Annotated in this window: 14 protein-coding genes; 6 read left to right on the plus strand and 8 right to left on the minus strand. The window is 70.1% G+C overall.

Annotated elements, in window-relative coordinates; translation table 11 throughout:
• Positions 1–44: 44 nt before the first annotated feature.
• Positions 45–941 carry an exonuclease domain-containing protein gene (locus ABH929_RS02700; protein ID WP_404560028.1) on the plus strand — a complete coding sequence of 299 codons (897 nt, stop codon included), beginning with the start codon at positions 45–47 and terminating at the stop codon, positions 939–941.
• Between the two features lie 129 nt (positions 942–1,070).
• On the opposite strand, the gene ABH929_RS02705 is transcribed toward ABH929_RS02700, so the two are convergent.
• The 3 genes from ABH929_RS02705 to ABH929_RS02715 form a co-directional block, all read right to left on the minus strand.
• Positions 1,071–1,883: an isocitrate lyase/phosphoenolpyruvate mutase family protein gene (locus ABH929_RS02705; RefSeq protein WP_404560029.1), complete on the minus strand. Its 813-nt coding sequence runs from the start codon at positions 1,881–1,883 to the stop codon at positions 1,071–1,073.
• 22 nt (positions 1,884–1,905) lie between these two features.
• Positions 1,906–2,307 carry a hypothetical protein gene (locus ABH929_RS02710; RefSeq protein WP_404560030.1) on the minus strand — a complete coding sequence of 134 codons (402 nt, stop codon included), beginning with the start codon at positions 2,305–2,307 and terminating at the stop codon, positions 1,906–1,908.
• Positions 2,308–2,486: 179 nt separating this feature from the next.
• Positions 2,487–3,824 (minus strand): uracil-xanthine permease family protein, encoded by a 1,338-nt coding sequence (locus tag ABH929_RS02715; protein WP_404560031.1) that lies wholly within the window; start codon positions 3,822–3,824, stop codon positions 2,487–2,489.
• Positions 3,825–3,905: 81 nt separating this feature from the next.
• Between ABH929_RS02715 and ABH929_RS02720 the strand changes: the two genes are divergently transcribed.
• Positions 3,906–5,870, plus strand: coding sequence for a M13 family metallopeptidase (locus ABH929_RS02720; RefSeq protein ID WP_404560032.1), 1,965 nt, complete (start codon positions 3,906–3,908; stop codon positions 5,868–5,870).
• Positions 5,870–6,808, plus strand: coding sequence for a serine hydrolase (locus ABH929_RS02725; protein WP_404560033.1), 939 nt, complete (start codon positions 5,870–5,872; stop codon positions 6,806–6,808). The genes ABH929_RS02720 and ABH929_RS02725 overlap by 1 nt, the downstream gene beginning before the upstream one ends.
• Before the next feature lie 42 nt (positions 6,809–6,850).
• On the opposite strand, the gene ABH929_RS02730 is transcribed toward ABH929_RS02725, so the two are convergent.
• Together ABH929_RS02730 and ABH929_RS02735 are read right to left on the minus strand one after the other, a co-directional pair.
• Positions 6,851–7,270, minus strand: coding sequence for a GNAT family N-acetyltransferase (locus ABH929_RS02730; RefSeq protein ID WP_263055093.1), 420 nt, complete (start codon positions 7,268–7,270; stop codon positions 6,851–6,853).
• 30 nt (positions 7,271–7,300) lie between these two features.
• Positions 7,301–7,723: an ester cyclase gene (locus ABH929_RS02735; protein ID WP_263055092.1), complete on the minus strand. Its 423-nt coding sequence runs from the start codon at positions 7,721–7,723 to the stop codon at positions 7,301–7,303.
• Between the two features lie 75 nt (positions 7,724–7,798).
• Between ABH929_RS02735 and ABH929_RS02740 the strand changes: the two genes are divergently transcribed.
• The gene (locus ABH929_RS02740; RefSeq protein WP_263055091.1) at positions 7,799–8,281 is read left to right on the plus strand and encodes a MarR family winged helix-turn-helix transcriptional regulator; all 483 of its coding nucleotides are present in this window, start codon (positions 7,799–7,801) and stop codon (positions 8,279–8,281) included.
• A complete protein-coding gene (locus ABH929_RS02745) occupies positions 8,278–9,261 on the plus strand; it encodes a zinc-binding alcohol dehydrogenase family protein (protein WP_404560034.1) in 984 nt (327 codons plus the stop codon). The genes ABH929_RS02740 and ABH929_RS02745 overlap by 4 nt, the downstream gene beginning before the upstream one ends.
• Positions 9,262–9,268: 7 nt before the next feature.
• Here ABH929_RS02745 and ABH929_RS02750 read toward each other — a convergent pair whose 3' ends face one another.
• The gene (locus tag ABH929_RS02750; RefSeq protein WP_404560035.1) at positions 9,269–9,967 is read right to left on the minus strand and encodes a DUF4232 domain-containing protein; all 699 of its coding nucleotides are present in this window, start codon (positions 9,965–9,967) and stop codon (positions 9,269–9,271) included.
• A 99-nt stretch (positions 9,968–10,066) separates the two neighbouring features.
• Between ABH929_RS02750 and ABH929_RS02755 the strand changes: the two genes are divergently transcribed.
• Positions 10,067–10,342, plus strand: a complete 276-nt coding sequence (locus ABH929_RS02755) for a hypothetical protein (protein ID WP_205463534.1) — start codon at positions 10,067–10,069, stop codon at positions 10,340–10,342.
• Positions 10,343–10,345: 3 nt separating this feature from the next.
• On the opposite strand, the gene ABH929_RS02760 is transcribed toward ABH929_RS02755, so the two are convergent.
• Positions 10,346–10,783 carry an NUDIX domain-containing protein gene (locus tag ABH929_RS02760; RefSeq protein WP_404560468.1) on the minus strand — a complete coding sequence of 146 codons (438 nt, stop codon included), beginning with the start codon at positions 10,781–10,783 and terminating at the stop codon, positions 10,346–10,348.
• Complete coding sequence (locus tag ABH929_RS02765) at positions 10,780–12,102, minus strand: glutamyl-tRNA reductase (RefSeq protein WP_404560036.1); 1,323 nt, start codon at positions 12,100–12,102, stop codon at positions 10,780–10,782. The genes ABH929_RS02760 and ABH929_RS02765 overlap by 4 nt, the downstream gene beginning before the upstream one ends.
• Between the last annotated feature and the right edge of the window lie 5 nt (positions 12,103–12,107).

Genomic DNA, 12,107 nt, shown 5'->3' on the forward strand with positions numbered 1-12,107 from the left:
GCAGACGGAGCAAAGAACGAGCCTTTCTCACCTAAGCTACCAGCATGACGCTGAGCTTCGTCGCCCTCGACTTCGAAACGGCCAACTTCGACCGTGCATCGGTTTGTGCCGTTGGCCTCACGACGGTCATCGACGGGGCTGTCCAGTCCACGACGTCCTGGTACGTCGAACCGCCCACTGGGCTGGACTTCACCAACACGTACCTCCACGGCATCGGGCCGGACGACGTCGACGGTGCCCCGACGTGGTCCGAGACCCTTGAGCAGCTGCGCACCGTGACGAACGGGCTTCCCGTCGTCGCCTACAGTCCCTTCGACAAGGGCGTCTACAACGCGGCCAACTCGCTCACAGGAGCACTCGACCCGCAACTGAACTTCCTCGATGCGCTCGCCGTGGTCCGGCATCACTGCAAACTGCCCAGCCACCGTCTTCCGCTGGTCGTCGAACACTTTGCGTTGCCGGACTTCCACCACCACGAAGCCGGCGCTGACTCGCTCGCCTGCGCGCTGATCATCCTGCGAATCGCCGAGGAGCAGCAGGTCGAGAGCGTCGACGAACTGTGGGCTGCCGTACCAATCCGGTCGAAGGGCACCAACCGCGCTGGCCGTGTGTACCAGCGAAAGGCCGACCTTCCTCAACCGGCCGCAGAGGCTGACCCGGCGCACCCCCTGTTCGGAGAGGTGGTGTGCTTCTCTGGCGACCTCGACAGTTACACCCGCACCGAGGCGCAGACGCTCGTCGCTTCGTTCGGAGCGGTTGTCTCGGGCAACGTCACCAAGAAGACCACGTTGGTCGTGATGGGCGGCTTCGACCCCGCAACGCTGCGCCCCGGAACCTCCCTCAGCGGGAAGGTCCAACGAGCGAAGGACCTCGCCGCCACGGGCCAGACCATCGAGATCGTCACGGAGCAGACGTTCCTCGAGATCGTCGCCGTCGCGTAGCCCGAGCTCCGGCGCATTCCCGGGAGATGGGATCGAGCAAGTTCCCGGTCTGGGTGATCAGAACCCAATTCCCGTCCTCGGCTGACGTCGTGACGGGCCTCCCGTCCGGTGGTCCCGCGTTTCGCGAGTTCAGTCGCGGACGACCTCGTTGATCGCGGCCCAGCCGAGCGTCGGTGGTGCCGAGACGACAGCACCCGGCGTGCCGAACATCTGTGCAGCCCAGTCGCTGGCGACGCTGTACGAGGCTTCGGCGATGGCCGATCCAGCGCTGACCCGGCTCGCCCCCGCCCGTGCGAGGTCACCGACCGACAGGGTCCCGGGCCCGAACGCGACGTTGAGGGGCAGCTCGATCGCGTCCACGAGCATCGAGATCGTGGCGGCCGACAGCGCTCCGAGCACGAAGACGCCACTGGCGCCGGCCCTGGCGTAGGCGTTCGCACGGGTGAGCGTCTCCTCCACCCAGACGTCGCTCCCGGGCACGCCCAGCAGGTGGGTGTCGATCCGAGCGTTGACGAAGAGTGGGATGCCGGCGTCATCCGCAGCCTGGCGGGCTGCGCGGATGCGGTCCTCCTGTTCCGCCACCGGCCGGAGGGAGTCCTCGATGTTCACGCCGGAGACTCCGAGCTCGAGGAACGCGGACACGGTCGAGGCGACGTCGCCCGGTGTCTCGCCGTACCCGCGCTCGATGTCGGCGGTGAACGGGACGTCGACTGCCGCTGCGATCGGCCGCACGGCGTCCAGCGCGCCGTCCCGGGTCAGATCGTTGCCGTCGCGGTGGCCGCGTGACCACGCGACGCCGGCGCTCGTCGTCGCGATCGCATCCGCCCCGGCCGAGAGGACGATGCGTGCGGACACGACATCCCACACGTTCGGCAGGACGACCGGTGCGCCGGGGACGTGCATCGCGGTGAAGGTGCGCGTGCGCTCGAGGTGCGTGCTCATCGTGCAATCTCAGCACACCGGCTCAGAACGGCCAGTCCGACGGGTGGGTCAGCGGCACTGCCACGATCTGCACGTCGTCTTGGTAGGCGATCCGTCCAGGGCTGTTGGTCCGCAGCTCCACCCACGCGACTCCGTACCGGTCGAGCAGGTCGAGGTAGTCCGCGCTCATCGTGAGCAGGGCCGTGGCACTCGTCCGGAACCAGGATCGCGTCCCTGGATTGCGTGCCTCGTCGAAGAGCCGCGTCTCCACGGTCGAGGGGTCCACGTACAGCCCCTCTGCTCGCTGGTTCGCGGCGACCAGCCAGCGGTCGTCGGTGTCGGAGAGGGCTCCGGCCGCGCGCAGACCGTTGGTCAGCGCGAAGATCCCGGGGAAACGACCACGTCGGTTGGGCACCGCGCTCTGGTAGCGGACGAAGTCAGTCACGGTCCGACGCTAGCGCCGTCGCGGTCGTGACCGCATGACTGGACGTGGGTGCCAAGGCCGGCCCACGTCGTCGACGTGCGTCATGACGGACTGGAGGCCCGTGGCGGCGCCGCCACGGGCCTCCCGTCCGGTGGTCCCACGTGTTCAGGCGACGGGTCTCGTCCAGCCGCCGTCCTGCGTCAGTCGACGCGCGGTTCGGCGGGGACGGCGCCGGTGGCGGCGTGCGCTTCCTCTGAGGCAGCGGGCGTCGCTTCGTCGGTGCCGCGCGCCCGCCCGATCAGGTCCATCAGGTGGTAGACGACGATCGCGGCGATGGTGCCGAGGATGATGCCGCCGAAGCTCGCCTGGCCGAACGCGAACGTGAAGTCGGCGATGCCGATGATGAGCGCGATGCCGGCGGTCAGCTGGTTCTTCGGCTTCGAGAAGTCGACCCGGTTCTCGACCCAGATCCGGATGCCGATGACACCGATCAGGCCGTAGAGGGCGGTGGTCGCACCGCCGAGCACGCCGGCGGGGACGGAGGAGATGACCGCACCGATCTTCGGGGAGAGGCCGAGCAGGACGGCCGCGATCGCAGCGACCCAGTACGCGGCGGTGGAGAAGACGCGGGTGGCGGCCATCACGCCGATGTTCTCGCCGTAGGTGGTGGTGGCGGAGCCGCCGCCGACGCCGGCCAGCACCGTGGAGACGCCGTCGGCGAAGAGCGCGCGACCGGTGAGGGGCGTGAGATCACGGCCGGTGAGCTGTCCGACGCCCTTCACGTGGCCGACGTTCTCGGCGACGAGCGCCAGCACGACCGGCACGAACGCCAGGTAGATCGCGAGCTGCGACGGGTCGAACGCGGGAGCGGTGAACGTCGGCAGGCCGATCCACGGTGCCGCGTCGACCTTGGAGTAGTCGACCTGGCCGCCGATCAGCGCCGCCACGTACCCGACGAGGACGCCGATGACGATCGACAGGCGACCGATCAACCCCTTGAACAGGACGGTGACCAGGATGATCGCGGCGAGGGTGATGACCGCGACGACCGGGGCTGCCGTGAAGTTGTTCTTCGCCGCCGGAGCCAGGTTGAAGCCGATCAGGGCGACGATCGCGCCGGACACCACCGGCGGCATCAGGCGGTCGATCCAGCCGGCGCCGGCCAGGTGCACCACGAGCCCGACGATCGCCAGGAGTGCACCGACGACGATGATGCCCGACAGGGCGAGGGGGATGCCGCCGATCTTCGTGGCGGCGCCGATGGGCGCGATGAACGCGAACGACGACCCGAGGTAGCTCGGCAGCCGGTTGCCCGTGATGAGCAGGAACAGGATCGTGCCGATGCCGCTGAAGAGCAGGGTCGTCGACGGCGGGAAGCCGGTGAGCAGCGGCACCAGGAAGGTGGCGCCGAACATCGCGACGACGTGCTGCACGCCGAGACCGATCGTCCGGCCCCAGGTGAGTCGCTCGTCCGGTGCCACGATCGTCGTCGCGGAGACGGTCTTGCCGTCGCCGTGCAGCTTCCACGGAAGTCCCATGCGATGACCGTACCGGCAGCCGTGCGCAGGTGACGACGGACACCGACCTGCTGCATGGCGTCGGTGGCTATCGTGGACCGCATGACCGACGTCGCACGTGCCTCCGGCATCCACACTGACGAACTCGACCCCGCGGTGCGCCCCCAGGACGACCTGTACCGCCACGTGAACGGGACTTGGATCGAGGCGACGCCGATCCCCGACGACAAGGCCCGGTACGGCTCCTTCACGGTGCTGGCCGAGGCCGCCGAACTCGCCGTCCGCGCGATCATCGAGCGCTCGCAGCAGGCCGCCCCCGGCACCGAGGAACGCAAGGTCGGTGACCTCTTCTCCTCCTTCACCGACGAAGCACGGCTCGAAGAGCTCGCCACTGCACCAATCGAGCCGCTCCTCGCCGAGATCACGGCCATCGAGTCCGTGCCCGAGCTCATCGCCACCGTTGGACGCTTCGAGCGCCTCGGCCTGCCGAGCTTCCTGCAGCTCTTCGTCGACAACGACCCGGGGGACCCCGAGTCCTACGTCGTGTTCCTCGAGCAGTCCGGCCTCGGGCTGCCCGACGAGTCCTACTACCGCGAAGAGCGCTTCGCCGACATCCGCACGAAGTACCGCGAGTTCGTCGCAGCGATGTTCCCGCTCGCCGGGTTCGAGGACGGCGGCGACCGCACCGAGCACGTCATCGCGCTCGAGACCGCTCTGGCGTCGAAGCACTGGGACAACGTCACCACGCGCGACAGCCAGAAGACCTACAACAAGCTGCCGTGGGCCGAGGTCGCGGCGCTCGCCGAGGGCATCGACCTGCAGACGTGGTGGCAGGCCATCGACGCCCCGGCCGGGGCGTTCGAGACCGTCGTGGTGCGCGAGCCGTCGTTCATCACGGGCCTGGCCGAGCTGCTGCGCGACCAGCCGCTCGAGGTCTGGAAGGACTGGCTGCGCTGGCAGGTCATCCGTGGCTCGGCCGCGTACCTGACGAGCGCGTTCTCGGCCACGAACTTCTCGTTCTACGGCACCGCCCTCACCGGAGCACCGAAGCAGCGCGAGCGCTGGAAGCGCGGCGTCTCCCTGGTGGAGGGCGCGATGGGCGAGGCCGTCGGCCGGATCTACGTGCAGGAGCACTTCGACGAGACCTCGAAGGCTGCGATGGACGACCTCGTCGCCAACCTGGTCGAGGCGTACCGGCAGAGCATCACGGCGCTCGACTGGATGACCGACGAGACCCGTGCCCGTGCCCTCGACAAGCTCGACAAGTTCACGCCGAAGATCGGGTACCCGGTCAAGTGGCGCGACTACTCGGCGCTGCCGGTCGTGTCCGACGACCTCGTCGCGAACGTCCGCGCCGTCGCGTCGTTCCAGGTCGACCGCGAGCTCGGCAAGATCGGCAAGCCGATCGACCGCGACGAGTGGTTCATGACCCCGCAGACGATCAACGCGTACTACAACCCCGGTTTCAACGAGATCGTGTTCCCCGCGGCGATCCTGCAGTTCCCGTTCTTCGACGCGAACCGCGACGCCGCCGCGAACTACGGTGCGATCGGTGCCGTCATCGGCCACGAGATCGGGCACGGCTTCGACGACCAGGGCTCGCAGTACGACGGCGACGGCAAGCTCGAGAACTGGTGGACCGAGGCCGACCGCACGGCGTTCGAGGAGCGCACGAAGGCCCTCATCGCCCAGTACGACGCGCTCGTCCCGACCGAGGTGCCGGACGGCCACGTCAACGGTGCCCTGACGATCGGCGAGAACATCGGCGACCTCGGTGGCCTGTCGATCGCGTGGAAGGCGTACCTGCTGTCGCTCGACGGCCAGGAGCCCCCGGTCGTCGACGGACTGACCGGTGCCGAGCGGTTCTTCCTGAGCTGGGCCCAGGCGTGGCAGATGGCGATCCGTCCGGAGGAAGCCGCGCGCCTGCTGTCGATCGACCCGCACTCGCCGAACGAGTTCCGGTGCAACCAGGTCGTCCGCAACATCGACGGCTACTACGACGCGTTCGGCGTGACCGAGAAGGACGCGATGTACCTCGACCCCGCCGAGCGCGTCGCGATCTGGTGATGGTGGAGCCGGACGCGGCTCGGTCGTCACGCCGTCGGCGGCCGGAGGATCGCTCGGGTGGTGGCGGTCGGGTCCGCGGTCGGCACACCGGTCGGCCGGACGACCGGTTCGGCGCCACGACCGAGGCCCTCGGTGCCCTGGCGCTCGACGGCGCCGGGGTCAGCGCGTCGGTGATCGACACCTCGACCGGCAAGGCCCTGCTCGCGGTCGACGACACCCTGGTGCAGCCCGTCGCGAGCCTCGGGCGCGTGTTGTTGCTGATCGAGGTCGCGGCGCAGCTCGAGGACGGCCGCCTGCACGGCGACCGCCTCCAGCGCATGGCGCGGGACACCGCGACCGGTGCCGGCCTGTGGCAGTTCCTGCAGGAGCCGACGATGCAGGTACCCGACCTGGCGACCCTGGTCGGTGCCACCGGTGACACGTGGGCGATGAACGCACTGCTGTCGACGGTCGGCATCGACGCCGTCCGCGAGCGTGCGGAGTCGCTCGGCATCGAGCGGACCGCGCTGATCGACCGGGTGCGCGACCGTCGTGGTCCGGACGACGCCCCGGATGCCTCGGTGGCCCCGACGGGTGAGCTCGCGTGGGTGATGCGCGGACTGGCGCTCGGCGAGGTCGTGGACGAAGCGGTCTCGAACCGGGTGCTCGGCTGGCTGTCGCTGGCGAGTGACCTGAACCTGGTCGCCGGCTCGTTCGGCCTCGACCCCTTGGCGCACCGTGCGCTCGACCACGGGTTGCAGGTCGTCGCGGTCACCGGATCGAGCACGGGCGTCCGCGCCGAGGCCGGGATCCTGCGGGGGCCCGGGTCGTCGGTCAGCTACGCCGTGACGGTGACGTTCGACGACGCCTCGTTGCAGCGGCGTCTGGCCGTCATCGAGGCGCTGCGGACCATGGGAACCGAACTGCTCGAGGCAGTGCACGCCCCCGCCCACCGCTGATCCGGGCGGGCGCAGTCCCACGTCGGTGCGGTGTCGTTCCGCTCAGCGGAGCAGCACGAACGAGCGCAGCGGCCGCGGCTCGACGTCGTGCACCTCGATGAACCCGCGCGACTCGTAGAAGGCCCGCTGGCCCGGTTCGGCGTCGGTCAGCAGGACGGTCTGCCGGATGCCCTCGTACCGACGGAGCACCGCATCGAGCAGCGCACCGCCGATGCCGAGCCGATGCGCTGACGGCACGACGAGCACGTCCTGCACGTACACGACGGTCACCCCGTCGGAGATCGTGCGGACGAGACCGAGCAGCCGACCGGCAGCGTCGCGGGCGGTCAGCACCGAGTGGGATCCGGCGATCGAAGCCGTCAGGGCCGCGGGATCATCGGTGTAGGCGGTCCACCCGACGGCGTCGTACAGCGCCACGACCTCGTCCGTGCATGGTCGTTCGTCCCTGATCGTGCTGGCCACGGTGACCATCCTGCCGGCGTTCTGTGGAGTTCAGACGACGGACAACGGGAGTGCCCCGATCTGACCGAGCAGCCCCATCAAGTCCGGCTGCCCGACCTCGTCGACGATCAGGCCGTCGGCGAAGCGGTAGAAGTTGCTCGCGTGGACGGCCACCGGCAGCCCGGTGGGGGCTGTCCCGAGGAAGTCGCCGTCGTGCGTGCCCCGGAGCTCGAACCGCGCTGCGACGGCGTCGCCCTCGACGACGAGCCGCTCGATGCGCCACTGGACGTCCGAGAACGCGCTCCGCATGATCGCCAGGATCTGCAGGTACCCCTCGAGGCCACGAAACGGCTCCGGCGAGAACGGCGTGAGGAACTCCGCGTCGTGTGAGATCACCTGACGGCCGATCGACGCGTCGCCGGTGTTGATGAAGTCGACGAATCGCTGCATGGCGGTGTGGGTGTCGGTGGTCATGGTGGTCCTGTCGACGGAGCGAGCGTGCGTGAGCCGACTACTTTACATAGCAAGCAACGAGGGTAGGATCGCCGCATGAGCGTGCAACCGACCTCCCGCAGCGAGACAGCCGGGAACGAGCGAGGATCTCGTGCCCGCGCGTACTTCACCGCCCTGGTACGGCACGAGACCGATCTGTGGAACACGGTGGAGCGGCGGATGCGCGGGGAGGGCGTGTTGAGCCTGGCCCGCTTGGAGGTCCTGCGCGTCGTCGACGCGGCGCCGACGGGAGCGCGTGTGCAGGACGTCGCGACCGGGGTCGGCACGTCGATCGCAGCGGCCAGTCGTCTCCTCGACCGACTCGCCGCCGACGGTCTCGTCGAACGAGCGACGGATCCGGGTGACCGCCGCAGCGTGCGCAGCACCCTCTCACTCCGGGGTCGGGAGGCCGTCGCCGTGGCGCAGGAGCGATTCGAGGCGGCGCTGGACACCGTGCTCGCCGCCGCTGACGTCGAGGCGATCGCCTCCGCGACTGCCGCCCTCGGGCGGCTGCAGGCCGCGCTGGAGGGCGCGCGATGACGGCGACGATGCGCGCCGTGGTCATCGATGCGCCCGGTGGTCCCGAGGTCCTGCGACTGCGTGAGGTCCCGGTACCCATCCCCGTTCCGGGCCTGGTGCTGATCCGGGTGGAGGCCTTCGGCCTGAACCGATCCGAGCTGCACTTCCGCCGGGGCATGGGGCACTTCGGGAGTTTCCCGCGGGTGCCCGGGATCGAAGCGGTGGGGACCGTGGTGGCAGCACCCGGCGGCGAGTACGCGGTCGGAACGCAGGTCGCCGCCCTGATGGGAGGGATGGGCCGCGACCACGACGGCGGCTACGCCGAGTACACCCTCGTTCCGGCCAGCAGCGTCGTGCCGTTCACGAGCACCCTCGACTGGGCCACGATCGGTGCCGTCCCCGAGATGCTGCAGACCGCGCACGGCTCCCTCACGGTTGGTGTGGACGCGCAGCCGGGCGACACGCTCCTGGTCCGTGGCGGCACCTCGTCGGTCGGGCTCGCGTGCATCGTCCTGGCGAAGCAGCAGAACATGACCGTCATCGCCACCAGCCGCAACCCGGACCGTACCGAGCGGCTGCACCGCGCAGGCGCCGACCACGTCGTGATCGACACCGGCAGCATCGCCGACGCGGTCCGCCGGATCGTGCCGGCCGGGATCGACGGTGCCGTGGAGCTCATCGGTACCGACACCCTGCCCGACACGTTGCGGGCCACCGCCGTCCACGGCACCGTGTCCTTCACCGGGATGCTCTCCGATGTCTGGACCATCCCCGACTTCTACCCGATGGACGTGATCCCCAACGGGGTCCGACTCACCGCGTACTCCGGTGCAGCCAGCGACCTGCCGGCACCGGTGTTGCAGGGTTTCCTCGACGCCGTGGCAGCAGGGACCACGACGGTACCGATCGCGAAGGTCTACCCGCTCGAGGACATCGTGCAGGCCCACTGCGACATGGAGGACGGGGCTCGCTCCGGGAAACTCGTGGTCACCACCCGCTGATCGTCCGCTACGACGTCGCTTGTCCCTCCGGCACGAGCGCCTGCACGGACAGCACGGACGCATCGGCGGACGAGCACGCCTGGTGGTCGGTGTCCTTCACGAACAGCGACTGCTCGGATCCGGGCGGGTACACGCGGAAGCCGTCCGGGGTCCTCGGCGAGCAGTCGGCCTTCGAGTAGTTCCCGGCCTGGACGATCTTGAGCGGGGCCACGGCGGTCTGCCCGGCGGTCAGGGTCACGGTCGGGTGCGGTGAGCTCTTCTCCTGCGTCGCCGCGGCACCGATCTGACTGCCGTTGCCACCGCCGACGAACGAGACGCCCGGCCACCCCTGCAGCGTGCAGGTCGCCGAACCGGTGTTCCGCAGGGCGAGGTGCACGATGACGCTGCCGGCCGCACCGCCGCTGCCCGGCTCGATGCTGGCGGCGAGCGAGGACGCGGTACAGCGACTGCCAGCGGCCGACCCGGATCCCGACGACCCGGATCCGGGGGACCCAGCACCGGCACCGGCCGATGCCGAAGCGCCGGACGACGGGGTCGCGGACGACGACGAAGCCGACGAGGACGACGACGCGGACGGCGACGGCGCGGGTGCGGTCACCGTCTCGGTGGCGGAGGGTTCCCCGCCCGAGGCGCAACCCGCCAACGCCCCGACTGCGACGAGCCCGGTGACGGCGAGCAGGAACTTCGATCGGCTGCTGCGTTGCATGGTGCTCAGGCAACCACCACCGGGAGATCGCGGTTCGGTCGGCGTCCAGGGACCGCGAGCACACTCCGGAGCAAGGAACCCGAGCAGCGGAGGTCGGACATGACGGGCAAGCACGAACAGGCACGTGGCGACGAGGGCCGCGCGGACGGGGTCGAGACCCGCGCAGGTGCCTTCACGGACAGCGAGATCCCGGGCGAGGGGCACGTCGAGTCGACGGAGCCGATCGGGGAGTTCGTCTCGAGCGACATCCCCGGGGAGACACGTCCGACCGGAACCGGACCCGACGGCGAGTACGTCGACTCGGACATCCCGGGTGAGGCCGAGCCGGCCCAGAACGGCGAGGTCGGCGAGTACACCGACACCGACAAGGCCTGACGACTAGTCGATGCGCTCCGCCGCCACCAGGCGGCGGAGCGTCTCCACGCCCGCTGGCGGGCAGCGATCTGCGTCCGCCGAGGTGACCCACTCGACCTCGTCCACCTCGGCCGAGGCGACGGGCGTGGCGGAGTCCAACGGGCCTCCTGGTCGGACCAGGAACAGCGTCATCGCGACCATCGTGCCGGGCGCCTGCCCGTGGGCCGGCTCGAGGACGACGCCGAACGGGTCGACGTCCTCGGCGGCGACCCGCAGGCCGGTCTCCTCGTGTGCTTCGCGGATGGCGGCGTCGAGGTCGGTCTCGTGCGGTTCGGCCTTGCCACCGGGCAGGTAGAGCACGTCGCGCGCTCGCGCGCGCACCATCAGCACCCGTCGATCACGGATCAGCAGGAGCGCACTGACACGCAGCGTGGGTGGTTGCGAGCCTGTCTGGAGGCTCAGCTCGCGTCCGCCTGGTCGTCGCGTTCCGAGACGGTCGGGTCCAGGGCGGTGCGATCGGCGAGCGGGACGACGGGCGCCGGCAGCTCCGCCTCGGGCTCGGGCCGCACGCCGAACAGGGCGTCGATGGCCCCGACGAACTCCTCGCCACGACCGGCGCGGCCGAGCTCACGTGCCCGGACGGAGGGGCGGTGCAGCAGGACGCCGACCAGGTGCCGGAGCGCCCGCTCGGTGTGCTCGGCGGACTCGCCGTCGGCGTCCCCGCGGCGCTTCGCACGGTCGATCTCGTCGTCGAGGATGTCGAACACGTGCTTGCGGAAGGCGACCAGGGCTGGGGTGGTCGACTGCTCGAGTGCCTGCGCCCGGAAGCGGGACACGGCGTCGTCGACCATCGCGCGGGCCTCGGACTCGGCGTTCAGCTCGGAGATCGGGGCGTGCAGGCTGATGGTCTCGAGGTCGAGCAGCTCGACGCCGTCCACACCGGCAGCCGCCGGGTCGACGTTGCGGGGGAGTCCGAGGTCGATGACGATGCGACGGATGCCGTCGTCGAGGTCGGCCGGAGCGACGACCGGGACCTCGCTCGACGTGCAGGTGATCACGACGTCGCTGGTGCCGATCGCGTGGCGCAGGTCACGTGCGGCGACGAGGTCGTGCTTCGCGGCGAACCAGGCGGCACGGCCCGAGGGGGAGAACACCTGGATGTGCACGGCGCCGCGGTCGCGCAGGGCTGCGATGGTGGTCGCGGCGTAGCTGCCCGTGCCGATCAGCAGCACCCGGGTGTGCGCCCAGTCGGTGACGCGTGACGACGCGAGCTGCAGGCCGAGGCGCACCAGCGAACGACCGGCGGCCCCGATCCGGGTGCGGGTCTTGACGCCGCGCGAGGTGTGGGCGGCTTCCTGGAACAGCCGCTCGAGGTCCGAGGTGGTGGTGCCGTTGCTCCGGGCGTCCTCCAGCGACCGGCGGACCTGCCCGGAGATCTCGGTCTCGCCGACGACGACGGACTCGAGTCCGCTCGACACGGCGAACAGGTGCTGCACGACGTCCTTGCCGCCGAGCACGTTGACCGAATCACGCAGTTCGGTGGCGTCCAGATCGCTCGCGGCGGCCACGGCCTGCACGGTGGCGGCGACGGCGGAGTCGCGGTCGTCGCCGGCGATGTCGAGGTAGGCCTCGAAACGGTTGCAGGTGGCGAGGACGACGGCGCCGTCCAGGACGTCGGAATCCGTGACGAGGTGGCCTGCTGCGGCCGGGGCAGCGATGCTCAGTCGCTCCAAGAGGTCGAAGCTGGCGTTGCGATGCGACGCCGTGAGACAGATGAGCACGTAGC

Origin of the sequence: Curtobacterium sp. AB7 (assembly GCF_044909335.1) — a bacterium.
GTDB lineage: Bacteria > Actinomycetota > Actinomycetes > Actinomycetales > Microbacteriaceae > Curtobacterium.

Coding starts and splice junctions, on each gene's coding strand:
- ABH929_RS02740 (WP_263055091.1), top strand. CDS start 7,799: ATGAGCGTGCAACCGACCTCCCGCAGCGAGACAGCCGGGAACGAGCGA.
- ABH929_RS02725 (WP_404560033.1), top strand. CDS start 5,870: ATGGTGGAGCCGGACGCGGCTCGGTCGTCACGCCGTCGGCGGCCGGAG.
- ABH929_RS02735 (WP_263055092.1), bottom strand. CDS start 7,723: ATGACCACCGACACCCACACCGCCATGCAGCGATTCGTCGACTTCATC.
- ABH929_RS02755 (WP_205463534.1), top strand. CDS start 10,067: ATGACGGGCAAGCACGAACAGGCACGTGGCGACGAGGGCCGCGCGGAC.
- ABH929_RS02750 (WP_404560035.1), bottom strand. CDS start 9,967: ATGCAACGCAGCAGCCGATCGAAGTTCCTGCTCGCCGTCACCGGGCTC.
- ABH929_RS02705 (WP_404560029.1), bottom strand. CDS start 1,883: ATGAGCACGCACCTCGAGCGCACGCGCACCTTCACCGCGATGCACGTC.
- ABH929_RS02720 (WP_404560032.1), top strand. CDS start 3,906: ATGACCGACGTCGCACGTGCCTCCGGCATCCACACTGACGAACTCGAC.
- ABH929_RS02715 (WP_404560031.1), bottom strand. CDS start 3,824: ATGGGACTTCCGTGGAAGCTGCACGGCGACGGCAAGACCGTCTCCGCG.
- ABH929_RS02700 (WP_404560028.1), top strand. CDS start 45: ATGACGCTGAGCTTCGTCGCCCTCGACTTCGAAACGGCCAACTTCGAC.
- ABH929_RS02745 (WP_404560034.1), top strand. CDS start 8,278: ATGACGGCGACGATGCGCGCCGTGGTCATCGATGCGCCCGGTGGTCCC.